The sequence below is a fragment of the Pseudoalteromonas sp. FUC4 genome, from assembly GCF_008370255.1.
In the GTDB taxonomy this organism is placed as follows: domain Bacteria; phylum Pseudomonadota; class Gammaproteobacteria; order Enterobacterales; family Alteromonadaceae; genus Pseudoalteromonas.
The window spans coordinates 17,611-33,986 of record NZ_SEUI01000001.1; the positions used below are offsets into that span (position 1 = coordinate 17,611).

Genomic DNA, 16,376 nt, shown 5'->3' on the forward strand with positions numbered 1-16,376 from the left:
GGCAGCGCATGTTTGGTATTTATGCTGCGTTATCGCCTATTCATGGGGAACAACCACACTACATAGGCTCTGCCTTGCCTAAAAACCAAACATACTGCTGCAAATTCACCCACCAAAGATCAACACGCCCTAGCCCTATGTTTTGAAATTAGGGCTTTTTATTTACAGCAACTTAAGTTTGTTATTTTTATCTTCCTCGTTTTATCGGTAGTGGCTCAATTTTTGCATTTTTAACTGCATTATTCACTTTGTGTCAAAAAGCCGATGGAAACTAATCACCTCGATAAACAAAACTTTTTTGATTTAGGCAATTTAGATTCACTTCGTAAAGAAGCCTTAACCAGTGGGAATGCATCAACTGATGCCTCTAAAGCTGCGCTCAAAAAAGCGGCCGCACAATTTGAAGCTATTTTTACGCAAATGCTGCTCAAAGGAATGCGCAAAGCTAACGAAGCGTTTGAAGATAAAGACAGTCCATTTAATTCAAGTGGCGTAAAGTTTTTTGAAGAAATGCACGATCAGCAACTTTCAACAGAGCTTTCATCAAATGGCTCGTTAGGCCTTGCCGATTTAATTGTTCAGCAGTTATCGCCTGAGTCTAAAAACTTTATGCCAGGCTCGGTGCTTAGAACAACCAACGATATTTTTAGCAATACGCAAGTCGGTTCCGTTCTCCCTCATGAGCAAAAAAATAAGCAACCCGATCTTATTGTTAATAACACTAAAGCCGATATTGCTGAGCCTAAGGTTAATACTACAGAGTCTAAAACCGATAGCCCAACATTTAAAAATGCAGAAGAGTTTGTAAGTTCAGTGTGGGAACACGCTAAAACTGCAGCGCAAAAAATTGGTTTAAATCCTGCGGTAATGGTTGCACAAGCGGCACTTGAAACCGGTTGGGGTAAGCACATTATTAATAAAAGTGACGGTGGCAGCTCAAATAACTTGTTTAATATTAAGTCAGATAAAAGCTGGGAAGGCGATAAAGCAAGCAAAGTAACGCTTGAGTTTGAACAAGGCACACCCGTTAAAAAACAAGCCAGCTTTAGAGCCTACGATTCAATTAAAGACAGCGTGAACGACTTCGTTGATTTTTTAACGCAAAACCCACGCTACAAAGAAGCATTACAAAATACAGCTAAACCAAACGACTTTTTAGATTCATTACAAAAAGCAGGTTATGCAACCGATCCAAATTATGCCAGCAAAATAAAAAAAGTGCTCAATAGCAGCGAGCTAAAAGACATTGCGGCAAACGTGATCCGCCAAGGAGTAGAGTAACATGTCGTTTAATTTATTAAATATTGCCAGTTCTGGGGTTAGAGCAAGCTCGGAGCTACTGCAAACGACAAGTAAAAATATCGCCAATGTAAATACCGAAGGCTATGTGCGTGAGCGTACAGAGTTTACCACTATGGTTGATAACCAGGTGGGGCGAGGCGAAACATACCGATTATTAAACGAGTTTGCTCAGTCACAGCTAAATCGTGATACCTCTAATAAATCGTTTTTCGATCAGTTTATTACTGAGGCTAATCGGGTTGATACTATTTTTTCTGAAGAGTCGAACAACCTTTCGACTGGTATTAACTCTTTATTTAATAACGTGCAAGAGGCGCTAAATCAGCCTTCCTCTACTGTTGCTCGCTCATTAGTAATGACAGATGCGCAAAGCTTAATTGATCAAATGGATAGGCTTTCGGGCATCGTGCTTGATCAAAAAAGTATAGTAAACGAGCAGCTCGAAATATTTTCAGATGAAGCAAACTCACTCATTCAAAGTATTAGTACGCTAAATCAAGATATTGCAGCAGTTAATGGCACTAATAACGCCGCAGATGCCAGCTCTACCTATAACGAACGCGATAAAGCAATACGCGACTTATCAGAGCTGATAGACATAGAAACGCTTGATGGTCCAAATGGCGAAAAACTCGTTTTTATGGGCACTGGCGAAGCGGTGGTTATGCAAAATGGCGCATTTAACTTATTTTCGATGACAGGGGATCCTGATCCTAATTTTAAAGAATTCACGCTTGACGTTAATGGTGGCAAAGCTGTGCCGCTTGAAGTTGATGCAAGTAAACTTAAAGGCAAAATTGGCGGCTTACTTGCTTTTAGAGATGACATATTAGTCCCTGCGCAAAACCAAATTGGTCAAATGGGTTTAGCGATAGCTGATGCATTTAACGAACAAAACAAATTGGGTATGGATGCAACAGGTCAGCTAGGTGGTAATATTTTTAATATTCCTACCGTTGGCGCTTATGCGTATCAAGCTAACACAGGTACTGCCGGTATGACTGCCACGGTAGAGCCCGGTAAAGGCAGTGAATTACCTGCCAGTGATTTTATTATTACTTATACCAGTGCGACATCGGTTTCTATTCAACCAGTAGATAATAAAGGCGAGCCGCTAGGTGATCCATCAGTTGCAGATATCCCAGCTGATGGGATCATAAATGCAGACGATATTCGAAATGCAGTCCCATATCAAGCGGCAACAGCTACAACACCAGAAGTGTTAGCAACGGTAAAAGACTCCTTCGGACTCCAATTAAATATAGATACAAGCAAAACAGGTAACGTGGGTGATCAATTTCAAATAAAGCTTAATTCAGATTCCGCTTCAAGTATCACACTTGCAACAGGGCGCGCAGAAGACCTAGCACTCGCATCCCCTATTCGTACAGCTAACAGTATAGATAATACCGGTACCGCTACTATTTCAGCAGGAGAAGTTACAAGTGTAACATCGGGTGGTTTTAGCACAGCTCCCGGTTTGACCAATGGCGTTATTACCCTAGTTAAAACAGGCACTGCAAACGAATATCAAATTTCTGATGAAAATAATACGGCAACAACAATTATTATTCCACCGCCAGGTAATAATGTTTTATCTCAAGCAGGAACGCCATACAGCGATTATGGTTTTGACTTTGATATAGAAGGTACACCAGCAACAGGCGACACCTTTACACTTGAGTTTAACGAAGGCGGCTTTGATGATAACCGTAATGGTTTAAAATTAGCTGACTTACAGAATGGCGAGTTAGTACGCTTAAATGTAGAAACAACAGCAACGGCCGACAACCATAAAACCTTTAACCAAGCTTATTCAGGATTAGTGAGTGATATAGGTGTTGTAACTGGCCAAGCAATCACAAGTGGGGCTGCATTTGACGCTCTAGCACAGCAATCTGAGGCATGGTATGAATCACTATCTGGAGTAAACCTAGATGAAGAGGCCGCAAATTTACTGCGTTTTCAACAATCATATTCAGCATCAGCACAAGTTTTAGCAGCAGCTCAAGAAACTTTTGACACCTTATTAAATGCGGCGAGGTAATTATGCGTTTATCAAATAATTTAATGTACCAAAACAACATAAATAAAATACTCGACAACCAACAAGGTGTTGCCAGCGCTCAAGAGCGAGTAACAACCGGTGAAAAGTATTTAACCACCTCAGAAGCGCCAGCTGCTATTTCGCAAGCTATGTTGTATTCAAATAAAATACAAACTAATGAGCAATACACTAAAAATATTAACCAGCTAAATGGCCGCCTTGAAACTGAAGAAAGCGTATTACAAAGCATCAATAGCAATATTCAACAAGCGCAAGAGCTCACTATTCAAGCTGGTAATGGTGTGTACACTAAAGACGATTTAAAAACGTTTGCATCAGAGCTTAGTGGCATTCAACAAACGTTAGCTAACTTAATGAACACCCGATCAGAAGACGGAAAATTTATATTTTCAGGGTACCAAGACAGCACGCAGCCATATCAGTTTGATTCTGCAGTGGGTGAATATAGCTATAAAGGCGACCAAGGTCAGCACCAAATTACAATAGCTGAAGGTGTATCAATTAAAGCGAGTGATAACGGCTTTGATACGTTTGAAAAAACAGATGCCAGATTAAATGTACTCGATAATAAAGCAGAAATACCAACAACAACACCTGCAAATAATATTACTAAAGGCACTGTTTATGTTGATGGCCAAGCCGAGTTCGATAAGTTCCATCAAGCTCAATACAATGCTGATCCAACGACTCCAGTTTCACCTACAGCAAATACTTTTAGTGTAGTTACAACCGCTGGTGCGACAACAAACGATCCAGATACATATGAAATTTTACAAGATGGTGTGTCGCTTACCCCGCCTCAAACTGGTGAAGTTACAGATGATACAATTGAATTTGCAGGTATGAAAATTCAATTTGAGGGTAGTGCGCCTGGCCAACTCGATTTTAGTCTTGAAAAACCACATAAAGAAAACGTACTTAATACACTGCAATCACTTATTACCGGCCTTAACAATGGTGCACTTGAAGGTGATGACTTTCAGCAAGTACTTGCTGATGGCTTAGTGCAATTACAAAATGCCAGCGAACAAGTTGTGTTTACGCAAGCAAGTTTAGGTGGACGTATGAACGCACTTGAAAGAGTAAGCGATTCAAACTTAGCGCTCGATATTCAAAATAAAAGTAATCGCTCTAACTTAGTTGAAGTTGATATGGCAGAAGCTATTAGCGAACTAACCAAACAAGAAACGGCACTGCAAGCATCGCAAGCAACTTTTGGGCGTTTAACTAACCTTTCGTTATTCGATTACTTATAAACACATTATAAGCAGAAATACCTTGCCGCTTTAGCTAATACAAAGCGGCAATAATCTTCTTCAAAAAGCGGCAATAAATTGTCATTCCTACGAATAAATATACTACCTATACTAAAACTCATTAAAATTAATAAAAAACAACAAGTTAAGTAAGTGTTAAAGTTGGCACAGTAAATGCTTTTCTTAGTGTAAGAAATTATCGAACAGTGGTTCCTGTTAAATCGTGTTGAACCACACTCTGTTTAAACCTAGGAGATGGTAAAATGGCATTAACAGTAAATACTAATGTGTCGTCACTAAACGCACAACGTAATCTAACAAGATCTGGCGAAGGCTTAGCAACGTCAATGGAGCGTTTATCATCAGGTATGCGTATTAATAGCGCGAAAGATGATGCCGCCGGCCTGCAAATTTCAAACAGATTAACATCGCAAATAAATGGCCTAGCCGTTGCTCAGCGTAATGCCAATGATGGTATTTCAATGGCGCAAACCGCAGAAGGCGCTATGCAAGAATCGACTAATATACTACAGCGTATGCGAGAGCTTGCCTTGCAGTCTGCCAATGGTTCAAATTCAAGCGAAGACCGTGATGCATTGCAAAAAGAAGTGTCTGCCTTACAAGAAGAGCTGACGCGAATCTCCGACACTACATCGTTCGGAGGACAGCAATTATTAGACGGCTCATACGGGACTCGAAATTTTCAGGTTGGCGCGAATGCTAACGAAACCATCTCAATTAGCTTAAGTAGCACAGCCGCAGATAAAATTGGTTCATTAGAAGCAACTACTAACATCACTACTGTAGGTGGAATCGTTTCATTTGCAGTAAATGGTGAAACTTACGATGTAGATGCTTCAGGTGCATCAGACGCAGCAGGTAAAGCGGCTGAGATTAATGCAACAACAGGTGACCATGGTGTAACAGCAGCAGTTGCTGATGTTACAACTGCAACTCTTTCAGCTATGAACTTTGATGGCGGCACAATCGATTTTACATTGGATGGGTCTAATAATGTAACTGGTACTGATGCTGATTCACTTGCAGCTTCAATAAATGATATAGATGGTTACACAGCAGTTAATGATTCAGGTACAATCACAATCGCAAATGCTGCAGGGGCTCCTATTGCACTGACTGCTTTTTCAGGTACAGGTACAGGTACTGATGCTGCAGCAACATTTACTGATAGCGCTTCGACTCCAAATGTGACCAACTTGAATGAAACAGGAACTCCAGTAACTGCAGCGACAGCTTCAGTTACAACGGAAGTTGTTACTTTATCTTCAAAAGCTGATTTTACTGTAACTGATGGCGCTGCTGGTCCTGTTACTGTTGCAGCTACAGGCGATACTGTCAAAGATATTGATTTAACAACAGAGCTAGGTTCACAAAGTGCAATTGATGTAATTGATGATGCACTTGCACAGATAGATAGTCAGCGTGCTGATTTAGGTGCGGTTCAAAACCGTTTTGGCCATACAATCAGTAACCTTGCGAATATTCAAGAGAATGTATCTGCATCACGTAGCCGTATCCAAGATACAGATTTTGCGACCGAAACGGCAGAAATGACTAAAAACCAAATATTACAACAAGCGGGTACGTCAATACTCTCGCAAGCAAACCAAATACCACAAGCTGCAATTAGTTTGTTAGGTGGCTAATTATTTAGTTTACTAGTCACTGTTTATATAAACGCACTTCAATTTGAAGTGCGTTTTTGTTTTTTGAAATAGTAAAAACTATTTGGAACATAAATTTATGCGTTATAAAAAGCAAGAAATAACTATTTTTTATTTAGAAACAGACTGTTATGTTTTATTAAGCAAATAAACTAATTTATTTTTAAAATACTCCTAAAGATAATTTACCTCCTGCCGTTAACTTAATCAGTACGGAGCTGAGCATACATTTGTGACAGCTCTTGGTTAAATTAAAATAGCAACATTACGAAAGTAATCAGGAGTTTTATTATGATTTCAGTAAACACAAATGTATCTTCACTAAACGCGCAACGTAACCTATCGCAATCAGGTTCTGACTTAGCAACTTCTATGGAACGTCTATCATCAGGTATGCGTATCAATAGCGCAAAAGATGATGCGGCAGGCCTACAAATTTCAAACCGTTTAACATCACAAATAAACGGTTTAGGTGTAGCGCAGCGTAATGCTAACGATGGTATTTCTATGGCGCAAACTGCTGAAGGTTCAATGCAAGAATCTACTAGTATTTTACAGCGTATGCGTGAACTAGCGTTACAATCAGCGAATGGTTCAAACTCTGATGATGACAGAGCCTCTCTACAAAAAGAAGTAACCGCTTTACAAGACGAGTTAACACGAATTTCTGAGACCACCTCTTTTGGTGGTCAGCAGTTATTAAATGGAGAGTTTGGTTCAAGAAATTTCCAAATTGGCTCAAATGCCAATGAAACTATCTCTATTAGCTTAAGTAGCACAGCAGCAGATAAAATTGGTTCATTAGAAGCAACTACAAACATCACTGCTACACCTGCAAGCGTTTCATTCTCAGTAGGTGGTGAAACTTACGATGTAGATGCTTCAGGTGCATCAGACGCAGCCGGTAAAGCGGCAGCGATTAATGCAACAACAGGTGACCATGGCGTTACGGCAGAAGTTGCTGATGTTACAACTGCAACTCTTTCAGCTATGAACTTTGATGGCGGCACAATTGAATTTACATTGGACGGGTCTAATGATGTAACTGGTACTGATGCTGATACACTTGCAGCTTCAATAAATGATATAGATGGTTACACAGCAGTTAATGATTCAGGTACAATCACAATCGCAAATGCTGCAGGGGCTCCTATTGCACTGACTGCTTTTTCAGGTACAGGTACAGGTACTGATGCTGCAGCAACATTTACTGATAGCGCTTCGACTCCAAATGCGACCAACTTGAATGAAACAGGAACTCCAGTAACTACAGCGACAGCTTCAGTTACAACGGAAGTTGTTACTTTATCTTCAAAAGCTGATTTTACTGTAAATGATAACTCTGCTGGTGATGTTGCTGTTGTAGCCACAGGCGATTCTGTTAAAGATATTGATTTAACAACAGAACTAGGTTCACAAAGTGCAATTGATGTAATTGATGATGCACTTGCACAAATAGATAGTCAGCGTGCTGATTTAGGTGCGGTTCAAAACCGTTTTGGCCATACAATCAGTAACCTTGCGAATATTCAAGAGAATGTATCTGCATCACGTAGTCGTATTCAAGACACTGACTTTGCAACAGAAACAGCTAACATGACGAAGAACCAAATATTGCAACAAGCAGGTACGTCAATATTGTCGCAAGCGAATCAGTTACCACAAGCAGCACTTAGCTTATTAGGTTAATAAGTTAAAGTAATAGCTTAATGGTTAGCTAGCTAGTACATAAAGTCAGTATTAGTTTTACAAAAAAGGAGGTGGCTTTAGCTACCTCCTTTTGTGGTTTAAGGGTTTTAATTGAGCTATAGTTTAATTAACTAATAAATAGGAATCTGTTATGAATACAATTACTTCAAACGCAGAGGTTACAATATCACCGACTCCTACTGCTGGTGATAATAAGCAAGTAGGGCAAGCTGCTCACTCTTTAACTGAGCGAGCGGTTGATGATGTAAAGCAGGTGGATGCACAAAATCAACAAAAGTTACAGCAAAACCAATATAACAATAATAACCAAGATGAAAAAGCTCAGCCGCTAGAGCGTGAACAGTTAGAGAAAATGGCGCAACAATTGCAGGACTTCATGGGCGAAATGAACCGTAGTTTGCAATTTAAAGTAGATGAAGATTCAGGTCGCGATGTAATTAAAGTACTCGATAAAACCAGTGGTGAGGTTATTAAGCAATACCCTTCTGAGGAAGTATTAAGCTTGGTTTCTAAATTGTCGGAATCGGCAGGTATTTTAATTGACCAAACAGTTTAGTCGGTAGTTTGAATTACTAATACTGAGTTAGTTTATTTTTGAGTATTTAAAGAGGTAAAGTATGTCTATTACATTTAATGGCTTAGGCTCAGGATTGGCGGTAGCAGACATTGTTGATGCGCTAGTTAATGCTGAGCAAGCCCCTGCTGAAGCTCGTTTAAATACTACTGAAGGCAAATTAACAACGGATATTTCAGCCGTTGGTGCACTTAAGTCTGCGCTTGAGAAAGTACAAACCTCAATGGAAGCTTTAGGTGATAGTGATAATTATCAAAAGCGCACCGCTTCGGGTAATGATGATTTTATATCTATTAGTTCAGACAAAGACGCTCAACCAGGTAGCTACAACGTAAAAGTGGATGCATTAGCCCAGGCTCATAAATTATCTTCCCCTGCATTTGCAGCAGACGAAACCATTGGCGCGGGTGTTATTACAATAGGCTCGGGAGACAATAGTTTTTCTACGGTTTTATCGGCTACAAACACGTTAGAAGATTTACGCGACCAAATTAATAACGGCCCTTTTACTGGCAGTGATAGTAATGATTCGGTTGTCGCCACTATAATAACCAGTGATACCGGTCAGCATTTAGTACTTACTAGTAAAGAAACCGGCGAAGACAACGCTATAACAATTACCGTACAAGACGATGACGGTAATAATACTGATACAGACGGACTTTCTCGATTAGCTTACGATGTATCAGACGCAGACCCTGCTAACCACACAACTAATTTAACGCAAGTTAATGCTGCACAAAATGCGCAAATAACGATTGATGGCACGTTAACTGTATCAAGCAATACCAATGAATTTAGTAATGTAATTGATGGCGTGGATATCACCGCAAAAAAATTGCACGCCACTGACGATTTAAGCGATATATCAGTTACTGAGAATAACAATAATATTAAAACAGGTTTAAATAGTTTTATTTCAAGTTATAACGAACTGTTAGAGCTTAGTAATAACTTGGGTGCCTCCGGCGAAGGTGGCGCAGGCGTTATGGCGGGGGRTTCACTGCTTCGTGGCGTTATGTCAAAGCTTCGTAGCGAAATAACAAATCCCGTTGATTTAGGCGATGGTAACTCGTTATCGCTTTCGCAGTTAGGTGTAGAAACAGACCGCTACGGTGTTTTAACCCTAAATACAGAAACACTCGACGAGCAAATAGATGCAGATGTAGATTTAGTTCAACAGTTTTTTATAGGTAATGGCGATGATGGTTTTGCACAGTCGTTTGACGAAAAGTTAAGCTTTTATACAGACTCCGACGGTATTATTCAAAACCGAATAGACAGCAAAACAAATCAACTTGATGACATAGATGACCAGCGCTTGGACCTTGCTAGTAAAATGGAGTCTTTATCTGATAGGTTGTACGCTCAATACAATGCGATGGACTTATTAGTAGCGAGCCTTAATAACACCAGTAGTTATGTTCAAGCTCAGCTAGAAAATATGCCTGGGGTTGTACGAGATAACTCTTAATATATAAATAGCATATAGTTTTAATAGCTAAATAAAAACATAAAAAAACCGTTATTTACAACGGTTTTTTATATTTACTGTTTGAGGTTAATTTTAATTGGCTGCTTTATAAGCTTTAATTGCCTTACCAGATTTTTTTTGTTTAATAATGGCTTTAGATGACTCGTTTTTAGCGCTATTTGCTTTTACTAAAATAGTATTTATACGAAGCTGAATTAATTCTAATTGCTCTGCGCTTGGGCCTTCACTGTTTTCGCACCATTGTTTTAGTTTAGTGTTTAAAGTATTTAAAAAAGGCGGAGCTTCGTCTGCATTATTATCATTTACTAATACTTCAATGTTACTAAGCAGTGTTTGTATTTGCTCTGCATGGCTTGTTAGTTGCTGCGAAGATGTTGGCGAGTCCATAGTTTAAATTAAACCGCAGGGCTGCGTTGATCTAGCGGAATATTATTCCAACCTTCTTTAATTTCTTTAACAATACTTGATACTTCCATAATTGCTTCAATATCGTTGTTTATGTTTGCTTGCGTTAAACGGCGTTGGCAGTAGTCGTAAAGTGCCAATAAATTGTTAGAAATACTAGGGTCTTGCTCTACTTCTAAATTAAGTGCGTCTTGTAGGGCACCAAATAATAAAACACAGGCTGAAATGTTCTCACCTTTTTTAGCTATTTCTTTGCGCTCAATAAACCCTTTTGTAGCTGCTAAACGGCCGATAATATTACTAAATATAAGGTTTATTTGTTCGTAAGGAGTCATTTCGGCAATACTACTAGCACGAACTTGACCGTATTTTTTTACTGAGACATGAACCATGGAAAATCCTAAAATTTAAAACAATAAAATTATGTGAAAGCTAATATAAAAACTTTAATAAAACTTTTATAAAAACAAAGCAATATTAATGCCAAGCATTTTTACTTATGTATGTATCGGCATTTGTAACTTCAACTTAAATTTATAATTGAGTTTATTTACTAACAATAGCATTTTTATTGCCGAGTAAATTAATTTTCAGAGCTAGGTTGTATTTAGGTAATCGTTAAGTAATAACTAAGTTAAAACTACAACCCATACTTAATGATTAACTATTAAGTATGATTGACTTAACTAGTCCGTCTGTTTTTTGGCGTTTATGTCAAAAAACTGCCGCTATTGCTTGCATCCATGCTGAACTGGCTTACAATTTAACTAATTATACAAATTAGTGAAAGTACGGCTCGCTAAATATGATCTTGATTTTAGATAATAATAACAACCGCGCAATAGGATTAAATGCTTCACTTGGCTTTATTGGTGAAGCTGTACAACTATTAAGCGAAGACTGCTTTGAACAAGAATGCAAAAAATATCAGCAGCAAGAATGCATGATTATTTTAGGAGCGTTGCAATCACTTGACCATGAAAGCTTAATTAAACGCTATCCAACTCTACCGTTTTTATTAATTGGCGAAACGCTAAAACCACTATTAAGCATAGCTAATGTGGTGGGGCTTATTTGCGAGCCATTTAATCACGAAGTGACAACGCAGTTACTTCACGATTGCCAGCAGTATCAGCGCATGTTGCCAAATGAGCATAAGCACAGTAAACCACACAAAACGTTTGATGGTCTTGTTGGTGAAACCGATGCGGTTAAAGGTGTTCGCTTTTTAATTGAACAAGTGGCAAAAACCGATGCCAATGTTTTAATTTTAGGTGAATCAGGCACAGGTAAAGAGGTTGTAGCGCGCAATGTGCATTTATTGTCTAAGCGTAATACCGGGCCATTTGTGCCTGTTAACTGTGGTGCTATTCCGGCAGAGCTGCTCGAAAGCGAACTATTTGGCCACGAAAAAGGCGCATTTACGGGTGCTATATCGGCTCGTAAAGGGCGGTTTGAACTAGCTCAAGGTGGAACACTATTTTTAGATGAAATAGGCGATATGCCACTACAAATGCAAGTTAAGTTGCTGCGAGTATTGCAAGAACGCAGCTACGAACGTGTTGGTGGTACAAAGGCTATCCAAGCTGATGTACGCGTTATTGCAGCCACGCATCGTAATCTTGAAACAATGATTGAAGAGGGTAGTTTTAGGGAAGATTTATATTACCGCTTAAATGTATTTCCTATCGAAAATCCATCGCTGAGTGAGCGAGCTGATGACATTCCGCTGCTTTTAAAAGAGTTAATGCGCCGTGTTAACGACCAAACAGGTTCTACCGCTAAGTTTACCGAGCGCGCAGTTGAGAGTTTAAAAGAACATGCTTGGCCTGGTAATATTCGTGAGCTTGCTAATTTGGTGGAGCGTATGGTTATTATGTTCCCTGACAAAGTGGTTGATATTCCTGATTTACCTAACAAATATCGTTACATTGAAGTTGAAGCCTACGAGCCAGAATACCCTGAAGAGTTAATGGAAAAAGACGCCTTTAACGACATATTTAGCACAGGCTTTAGTGATTACGAAAGTGAGCCAGACGCTGAGTTTAGCCAAACGGGTAGTGGGCTATTGCCTGATGATGGTATTGAACTTAAAGACTACTTAGCCGAACTTGAAATTAGCTTAATAACCCAAGCGTTAGAGCGCTATGATTACGTTGTAGCGCGCGCTGCAGAAATACTAGGTGTACGCAGAACAACACTCGTTGAGAAAATGAAAAAGTATAATCTTTCACGAGATTAAGGTTTAAAAGCAGCTGTCAGTGTTTAGTTATAAATTGGCCAAATACAGTAGATAAATAACCCCTCGTTGTAGGTGCGGTTTTATACCGCACTTTACTTAAAAAATATTAGCAAAAGCGCGAAGTAAATTCGCACCTACACGGTTTTTACTTTTGTTGTTACGCTGAGCTTGCTCGAGTGAAAAGCGCAGCTTTTAATTACTTAAACACGAGGGCAAATGAGAAACCATAGTTAACTTACGCGTTACTTCTCTAAAGCGAAGCGTCTCTTACCCTCTTTGTGAACAGAGCACTTTTATGGCTTTTAATCACTTACTACTAAAAGCCTTAATAATTTCTTCTTTTCTAAAACAATCATTACTATGATCGTTAACCATACCGCATGCCTGCATATGTGCGTATACCGTTGTGGGGCCTAAAAACTTAAAACCCCGCTTTTTTAAATCTTTCGCAAATGCAGTTGATGCCTCTGTAATTGCAGGGTAGTCCTCAGCGTTATTTAAATTACTTATAATCGGTTTATTACCCACAAACTGCCATTGGTAGTTACTAAAACTTCCAAATTCTTTTTGTATTTCTATAAAGCGCTTTGCGTTGTTGACGGTTGCCGCAATTTTTAAGCGGTTACGCACAATACCTTCATCAAGCATGAGTCGCTCAATGTCCTGTGCTGTATATTTAGCTACTTTGTGCACATCAAAATTAGCAAATGCTTTTTTATAACCGCTGCGTTTTTTTAAAATAGTGTACCAACTTAAGCCCGCTTGCGCGGATTCGAGCGTGATAAATTCAAATAGCTTTGTATCATCATAAAGGGGGTCGCCCCATTCTTCATCATGGTAAATAACGTAGTCGGGTTTAGTGGTATCGAGCCACGGGCAACGGCACTTTATTTGCTCACTCATTGTTATTCCTTTTTGTGTGCGTCATTTTTATGTCGCTCAAATTATTGATGTAACTTAATGATAAGTATGTAAATAAATTTTGGTATAAATCGTGCATTTAGACATATATCTACATCAATTCGAGATTTGATTATGGCCCTGGCTAGCGTGCTAAAACCACAGTTTTTTTCTGCAAATCAGTATAACCCATGTTTACTTCAAGAGGAGTACATTGGTGAATTAAGCGATCTGCGCAAGCAAGCAAGTTGGCTTTCGCACTTGGTTGATACCATGCCTGCAGGTGTGGTTGTACTTGATGGCAAAGGGTTGGTTGCAAAAGCGAATCAAATAGCGATTGATATGCTTGGCGAGCCACTTGAAGGCGAACGCTGGTTTAATGTTATTCAGCGCTCTTTTAGGCCACATCAAGATGATGGCCATGAAGTGTCTTTAAAAGACGGACGCCTAATAAAGCTTGATATTACTGCTTTAGCACCAGAGCCTGGGCAACTTATTTTAATGACGGACTTAACCGAAACCCGCCGCTTACAAAAACGTGTTGCACATATGCAGCGATTAAGCGCGCTGGGTAAAATGGTTGCATCATTGGCGCATCAAGTTCGTACGCCTCTTTCTGCGGCTATGTTATACGCTGCTAATTTAGGCTCAAAACGCTTACCCGAAGCATCTCGTGATAATTTTCAAACAAAGTTAATGTCGCGCTTAAAAGACTTAGAAACCCAAGTTAACGACATGCTGTTATTTGCTAAAAGTGGCGATCAGCAAGTTGTTGAGCAAGTTTCAATGCAGCAGCTTTTAACAGAAGTTAAAGCGGGCGCTGATGCGATGGTCGCACTTAATGAAAGTGAGCTGGATGTAAGCTTACCAGAGCCAGATATACAAATAGTCGGTAATAAAACGGCATTGGCCAGTGCTATTCAAAATCTTGTGCACAATAGTATTCAAGTTATTGGCAGCGGCGCAAAAGTAAAAATTAGCGCACAAAGGGATTTAAAAGATTTAGATATGGTTCGTATTAGTGTGAGCGACAATGGCCCAGGTGTTGATTTAAGCCAAAGCGATAAAATTTTTGAACCATTTTTTACTACAAAAAGTCAGGGCACAGGTTTAGGGCTTGCGGTAGTAAGTTCGGTGGCTAGTGCGCACCAAGGCTGTGTTGATGTGACTAATAATACGCAGGGTGGTGCCTGCTTTAGCTTGTTACTGCCTATTAAGGCAACAACTAAATTAGAGGGGTCATTATGAGTAACACTATTTTAGTTGTCGAAGATGACGCAGGGCTTCGTGAAGCCTTAATAGATACTCTTGAAATGTCAGGTATTGAATGTGTTGCAGCGAGCAGTGCTGAGCAAGCAATGTTACTGCTTAAAAAAGATCAATTTTCGCTTGTTGTAAGCGACGTGCAAATGGGCGCAATGAGTGGACTTGATTTACTACGTAGTATTAAATTAAACCACCCTGATTTACCTGTATTGATGATGACTGCGTATGCCACAATTGACGATGCGGTAGAGGCCATGCGCCTAGGTGCAATTGACTACATGGCAAAACCATTTGCACCTGAAGTGCTGTTAAATATGGTGAGCCGTTATTTGCCTGAAAAAGCAAAAGAAACCGACGGCCCCGTTGTTGCTGACCCAACTAGTATTCAATTATTGGAGCTTGCAAGTAAAGTAGCACGCTCTGATGCAAGTGTAATGGTACTTGGCCCAAGTGGTTCGGGTAAGGAAGTACTTGCGCGTTATATTCATGATAAGTCGAGCCGATGTAATGAGCCATTTGTGGCGATTAACTGCGCGGCTATTCCTGAAAATATGCTCGAAGCCACGTTATTTGGTTACGAAAAAGGGGCCTTTACGGGCGCGATTCAAGCATGTCCGGGTAAGTTTGAGCAAGCACAAGGCGGCACTATTTTACTTGATGAAATTACTGAGATGGACTTAGGGCTACAAGCTAAACTGTTACGCGTACTGCAAGAGCGGGAAGTAGAGCGTTTAGGTGGCCGTAAAACAATTCAGCTCAATGTACGTATTTTGGCAACAAGTAATCGTGATTTGAAAGAAGCGGTTGCTATAAACCAGTTTAGAGAAGATTTATATTACAGGCTTAATGTTTTTCCACTTATGTGGCGACCATTGAGCCAACGCCCTGGCGATATTATTGTATTGGCTAAGCATTTAATTGAGCGCCATATAAGTAAAAGCAAAGAGCCCATGGCATATTTAGATAAAGCTGCTGAGCAAAAGTTATTGGCTCATGCGTGGCCTGGTAATGTACGCGAGCTTGATAACGTTATACAGCGTGCACTTATACTGCGAAGTGGCGATACAATAAACGAGCATGCTATTTTTATCGAAAATTTAGCGCCTAGTAACTTTGTTATGGAGCCATCATTGGCACCGGCGCAAACAGTATCGCCAACAGAATTAGCTCACGAAGCTCAAGACATTGAGAAAAGCGCGTTAAGCTCTGCTTACTACGATGAAAAATCATCAGCTGAGGTTGAATCTAAGCCAGGCTTACTAGCAGCAGATACTGGTAGCTATAAAGATGAGCTTAAAGACAAAGAGCATCGTATTATTTTAGAAACCCTTGCACGTTGCCAAGGTAAACGTAAAGACGTTGCCGAAACGTTGGGAATAAGCCCACGAACTTTACGTTATAAATTAGCGCAAATGCGCGACTTAGGTATTTCACTCCCTGCATAACCTCCTATAAACCCTAAGTTTGCACCGC

Annotated in this window: 13 protein-coding genes and 1 pseudogene; 11 read left to right on the top strand and 3 right to left on the bottom strand. The window is 39.7% G+C overall.

Annotated features, from left to right (window positions below):
* Positions 1–264: 264 nt before the first annotated feature.
* The 8 genes and pseudogenes from flgJ (at position 265) to fliD (ending at position 10,069) form a co-directional block, all read left to right on the top strand.
* The gene (gene flgJ / locus EU510_RS00075) at positions 265–1,281 is read left to right on the top strand and encodes a flagellar assembly peptidoglycan hydrolase FlgJ (RefSeq protein ID WP_149591737.1); all 1,017 of its coding nucleotides are present in this window, start codon (positions 265–267) and stop codon (positions 1,279–1,281) included.
* 1 nt (position 1,282) lies between these two features.
* Positions 1,283–3,349 carry a flagellar hook-associated protein FlgK gene (flgK, locus tag EU510_RS00080; protein WP_149591738.1) on the top strand — a complete coding sequence of 689 codons (2,067 nt, stop codon included), beginning with the start codon at positions 1,283–1,285 and terminating at the stop codon, positions 3,347–3,349.
* 2 nt (positions 3,350–3,351) lie between these two features.
* Positions 3,352–4,626 carry a flagellar hook-associated protein FlgL gene (gene flgL, locus EU510_RS00085; protein ID WP_149591739.1) on the top strand — a complete coding sequence of 425 codons (1,275 nt, stop codon included), beginning with the start codon at positions 3,352–3,354 and terminating at the stop codon, positions 4,624–4,626.
* Between the two features lie 263 nt (positions 4,627–4,889).
* A complete protein-coding gene (locus EU510_RS00090) occupies positions 4,890–6,293 on the top strand; it encodes a flagellin (RefSeq protein ID WP_149591740.1) in 1,404 nt (467 codons plus the stop codon).
* Between the two features lie 309 nt (positions 6,294–6,602).
* A pseudogene (locus EU510_RS20145) lies at positions 6,603–6,962 on the top strand (flagellin); the annotation flags it as partial.
* Between the two features lie 339 nt (positions 6,963–7,301).
* Positions 7,302–8,000, top strand: coding sequence for a flagellin (locus EU510_RS20150; protein ID WP_410477401.1), 699 nt, complete (start codon positions 7,302–7,304; stop codon positions 7,998–8,000).
* 151 nt (positions 8,001–8,151) lie between these two features.
* Entirely contained in the window at positions 8,152–8,577 is a 426-nt protein-coding gene (locus EU510_RS00100; RefSeq protein ID WP_149591742.1) for a flagellar protein FlaG, read from the top strand.
* Between the two features lie 61 nt (positions 8,578–8,638).
* Positions 8,639–10,069, top strand: a complete 1,431-nt coding sequence (gene fliD, locus EU510_RS00105; RefSeq protein ID WP_149591743.1) for a flagellar filament capping protein FliD — start codon at positions 8,639–8,641, stop codon at positions 10,067–10,069.
* Positions 10,070–10,162: 93 nt separating this feature from the next.
* Here fliD and EU510_RS00110 read toward each other — a convergent pair whose 3' ends face one another.
* Positions 10,163–10,477 (bottom strand): hypothetical protein, encoded by a 315-nt coding sequence (locus EU510_RS00110; protein WP_149591744.1) that lies wholly within the window; start codon positions 10,475–10,477, stop codon positions 10,163–10,165.
* 8 nt (positions 10,478–10,485) lie between these two features.
* On the bottom strand, positions 10,486–10,887 hold the full coding sequence (gene fliS, locus EU510_RS00115) for a flagellar export chaperone FliS (protein ID WP_149591745.1): 402 nt from the start codon (positions 10,885–10,887) through the stop codon (positions 10,486–10,488).
* A 413-nt stretch (positions 10,888–11,300) separates the two neighbouring features.
* On the opposite strand from fliS, the gene EU510_RS00120 reads away from it, so the two are divergent.
* Positions 11,301–12,737, top strand: coding sequence for a sigma-54 dependent transcriptional regulator (locus tag EU510_RS00120; RefSeq protein WP_149591746.1), 1,437 nt, complete (start codon positions 11,301–11,303; stop codon positions 12,735–12,737).
* Positions 12,738–13,043: 306 nt separating this feature from the next.
* Here the strand turns inward: EU510_RS00120 and EU510_RS00125 are convergent, their stop codons facing one another.
* Positions 13,044–13,640: a DNA-3-methyladenine glycosylase I gene (locus EU510_RS00125; RefSeq protein WP_149591747.1), complete on the bottom strand. Its 597-nt coding sequence runs from the start codon at positions 13,638–13,640 to the stop codon at positions 13,044–13,046.
* A gap of 132 nt (positions 13,641–13,772) precedes the next feature.
* On the opposite strand from EU510_RS00125, the gene EU510_RS00130 reads away from it, so the two are divergent.
* The gene (locus tag EU510_RS00130; RefSeq protein WP_149591748.1) at positions 13,773–14,885 is read left to right on the top strand and encodes a sensor histidine kinase; all 1,113 of its coding nucleotides are present in this window, start codon (positions 13,773–13,775) and stop codon (positions 14,883–14,885) included.
* Positions 14,882–16,348: a sigma-54-dependent transcriptional regulator gene (locus tag EU510_RS00135; RefSeq protein ID WP_149591749.1), complete on the top strand. Its 1,467-nt coding sequence runs from the start codon at positions 14,882–14,884 to the stop codon at positions 16,346–16,348. Before EU510_RS00130 ends, EU510_RS00135 begins: the two co-directional genes overlap by 4 nt.
* The last annotated feature ends 28 nt before the right edge of the window (positions 16,349–16,376 follow it).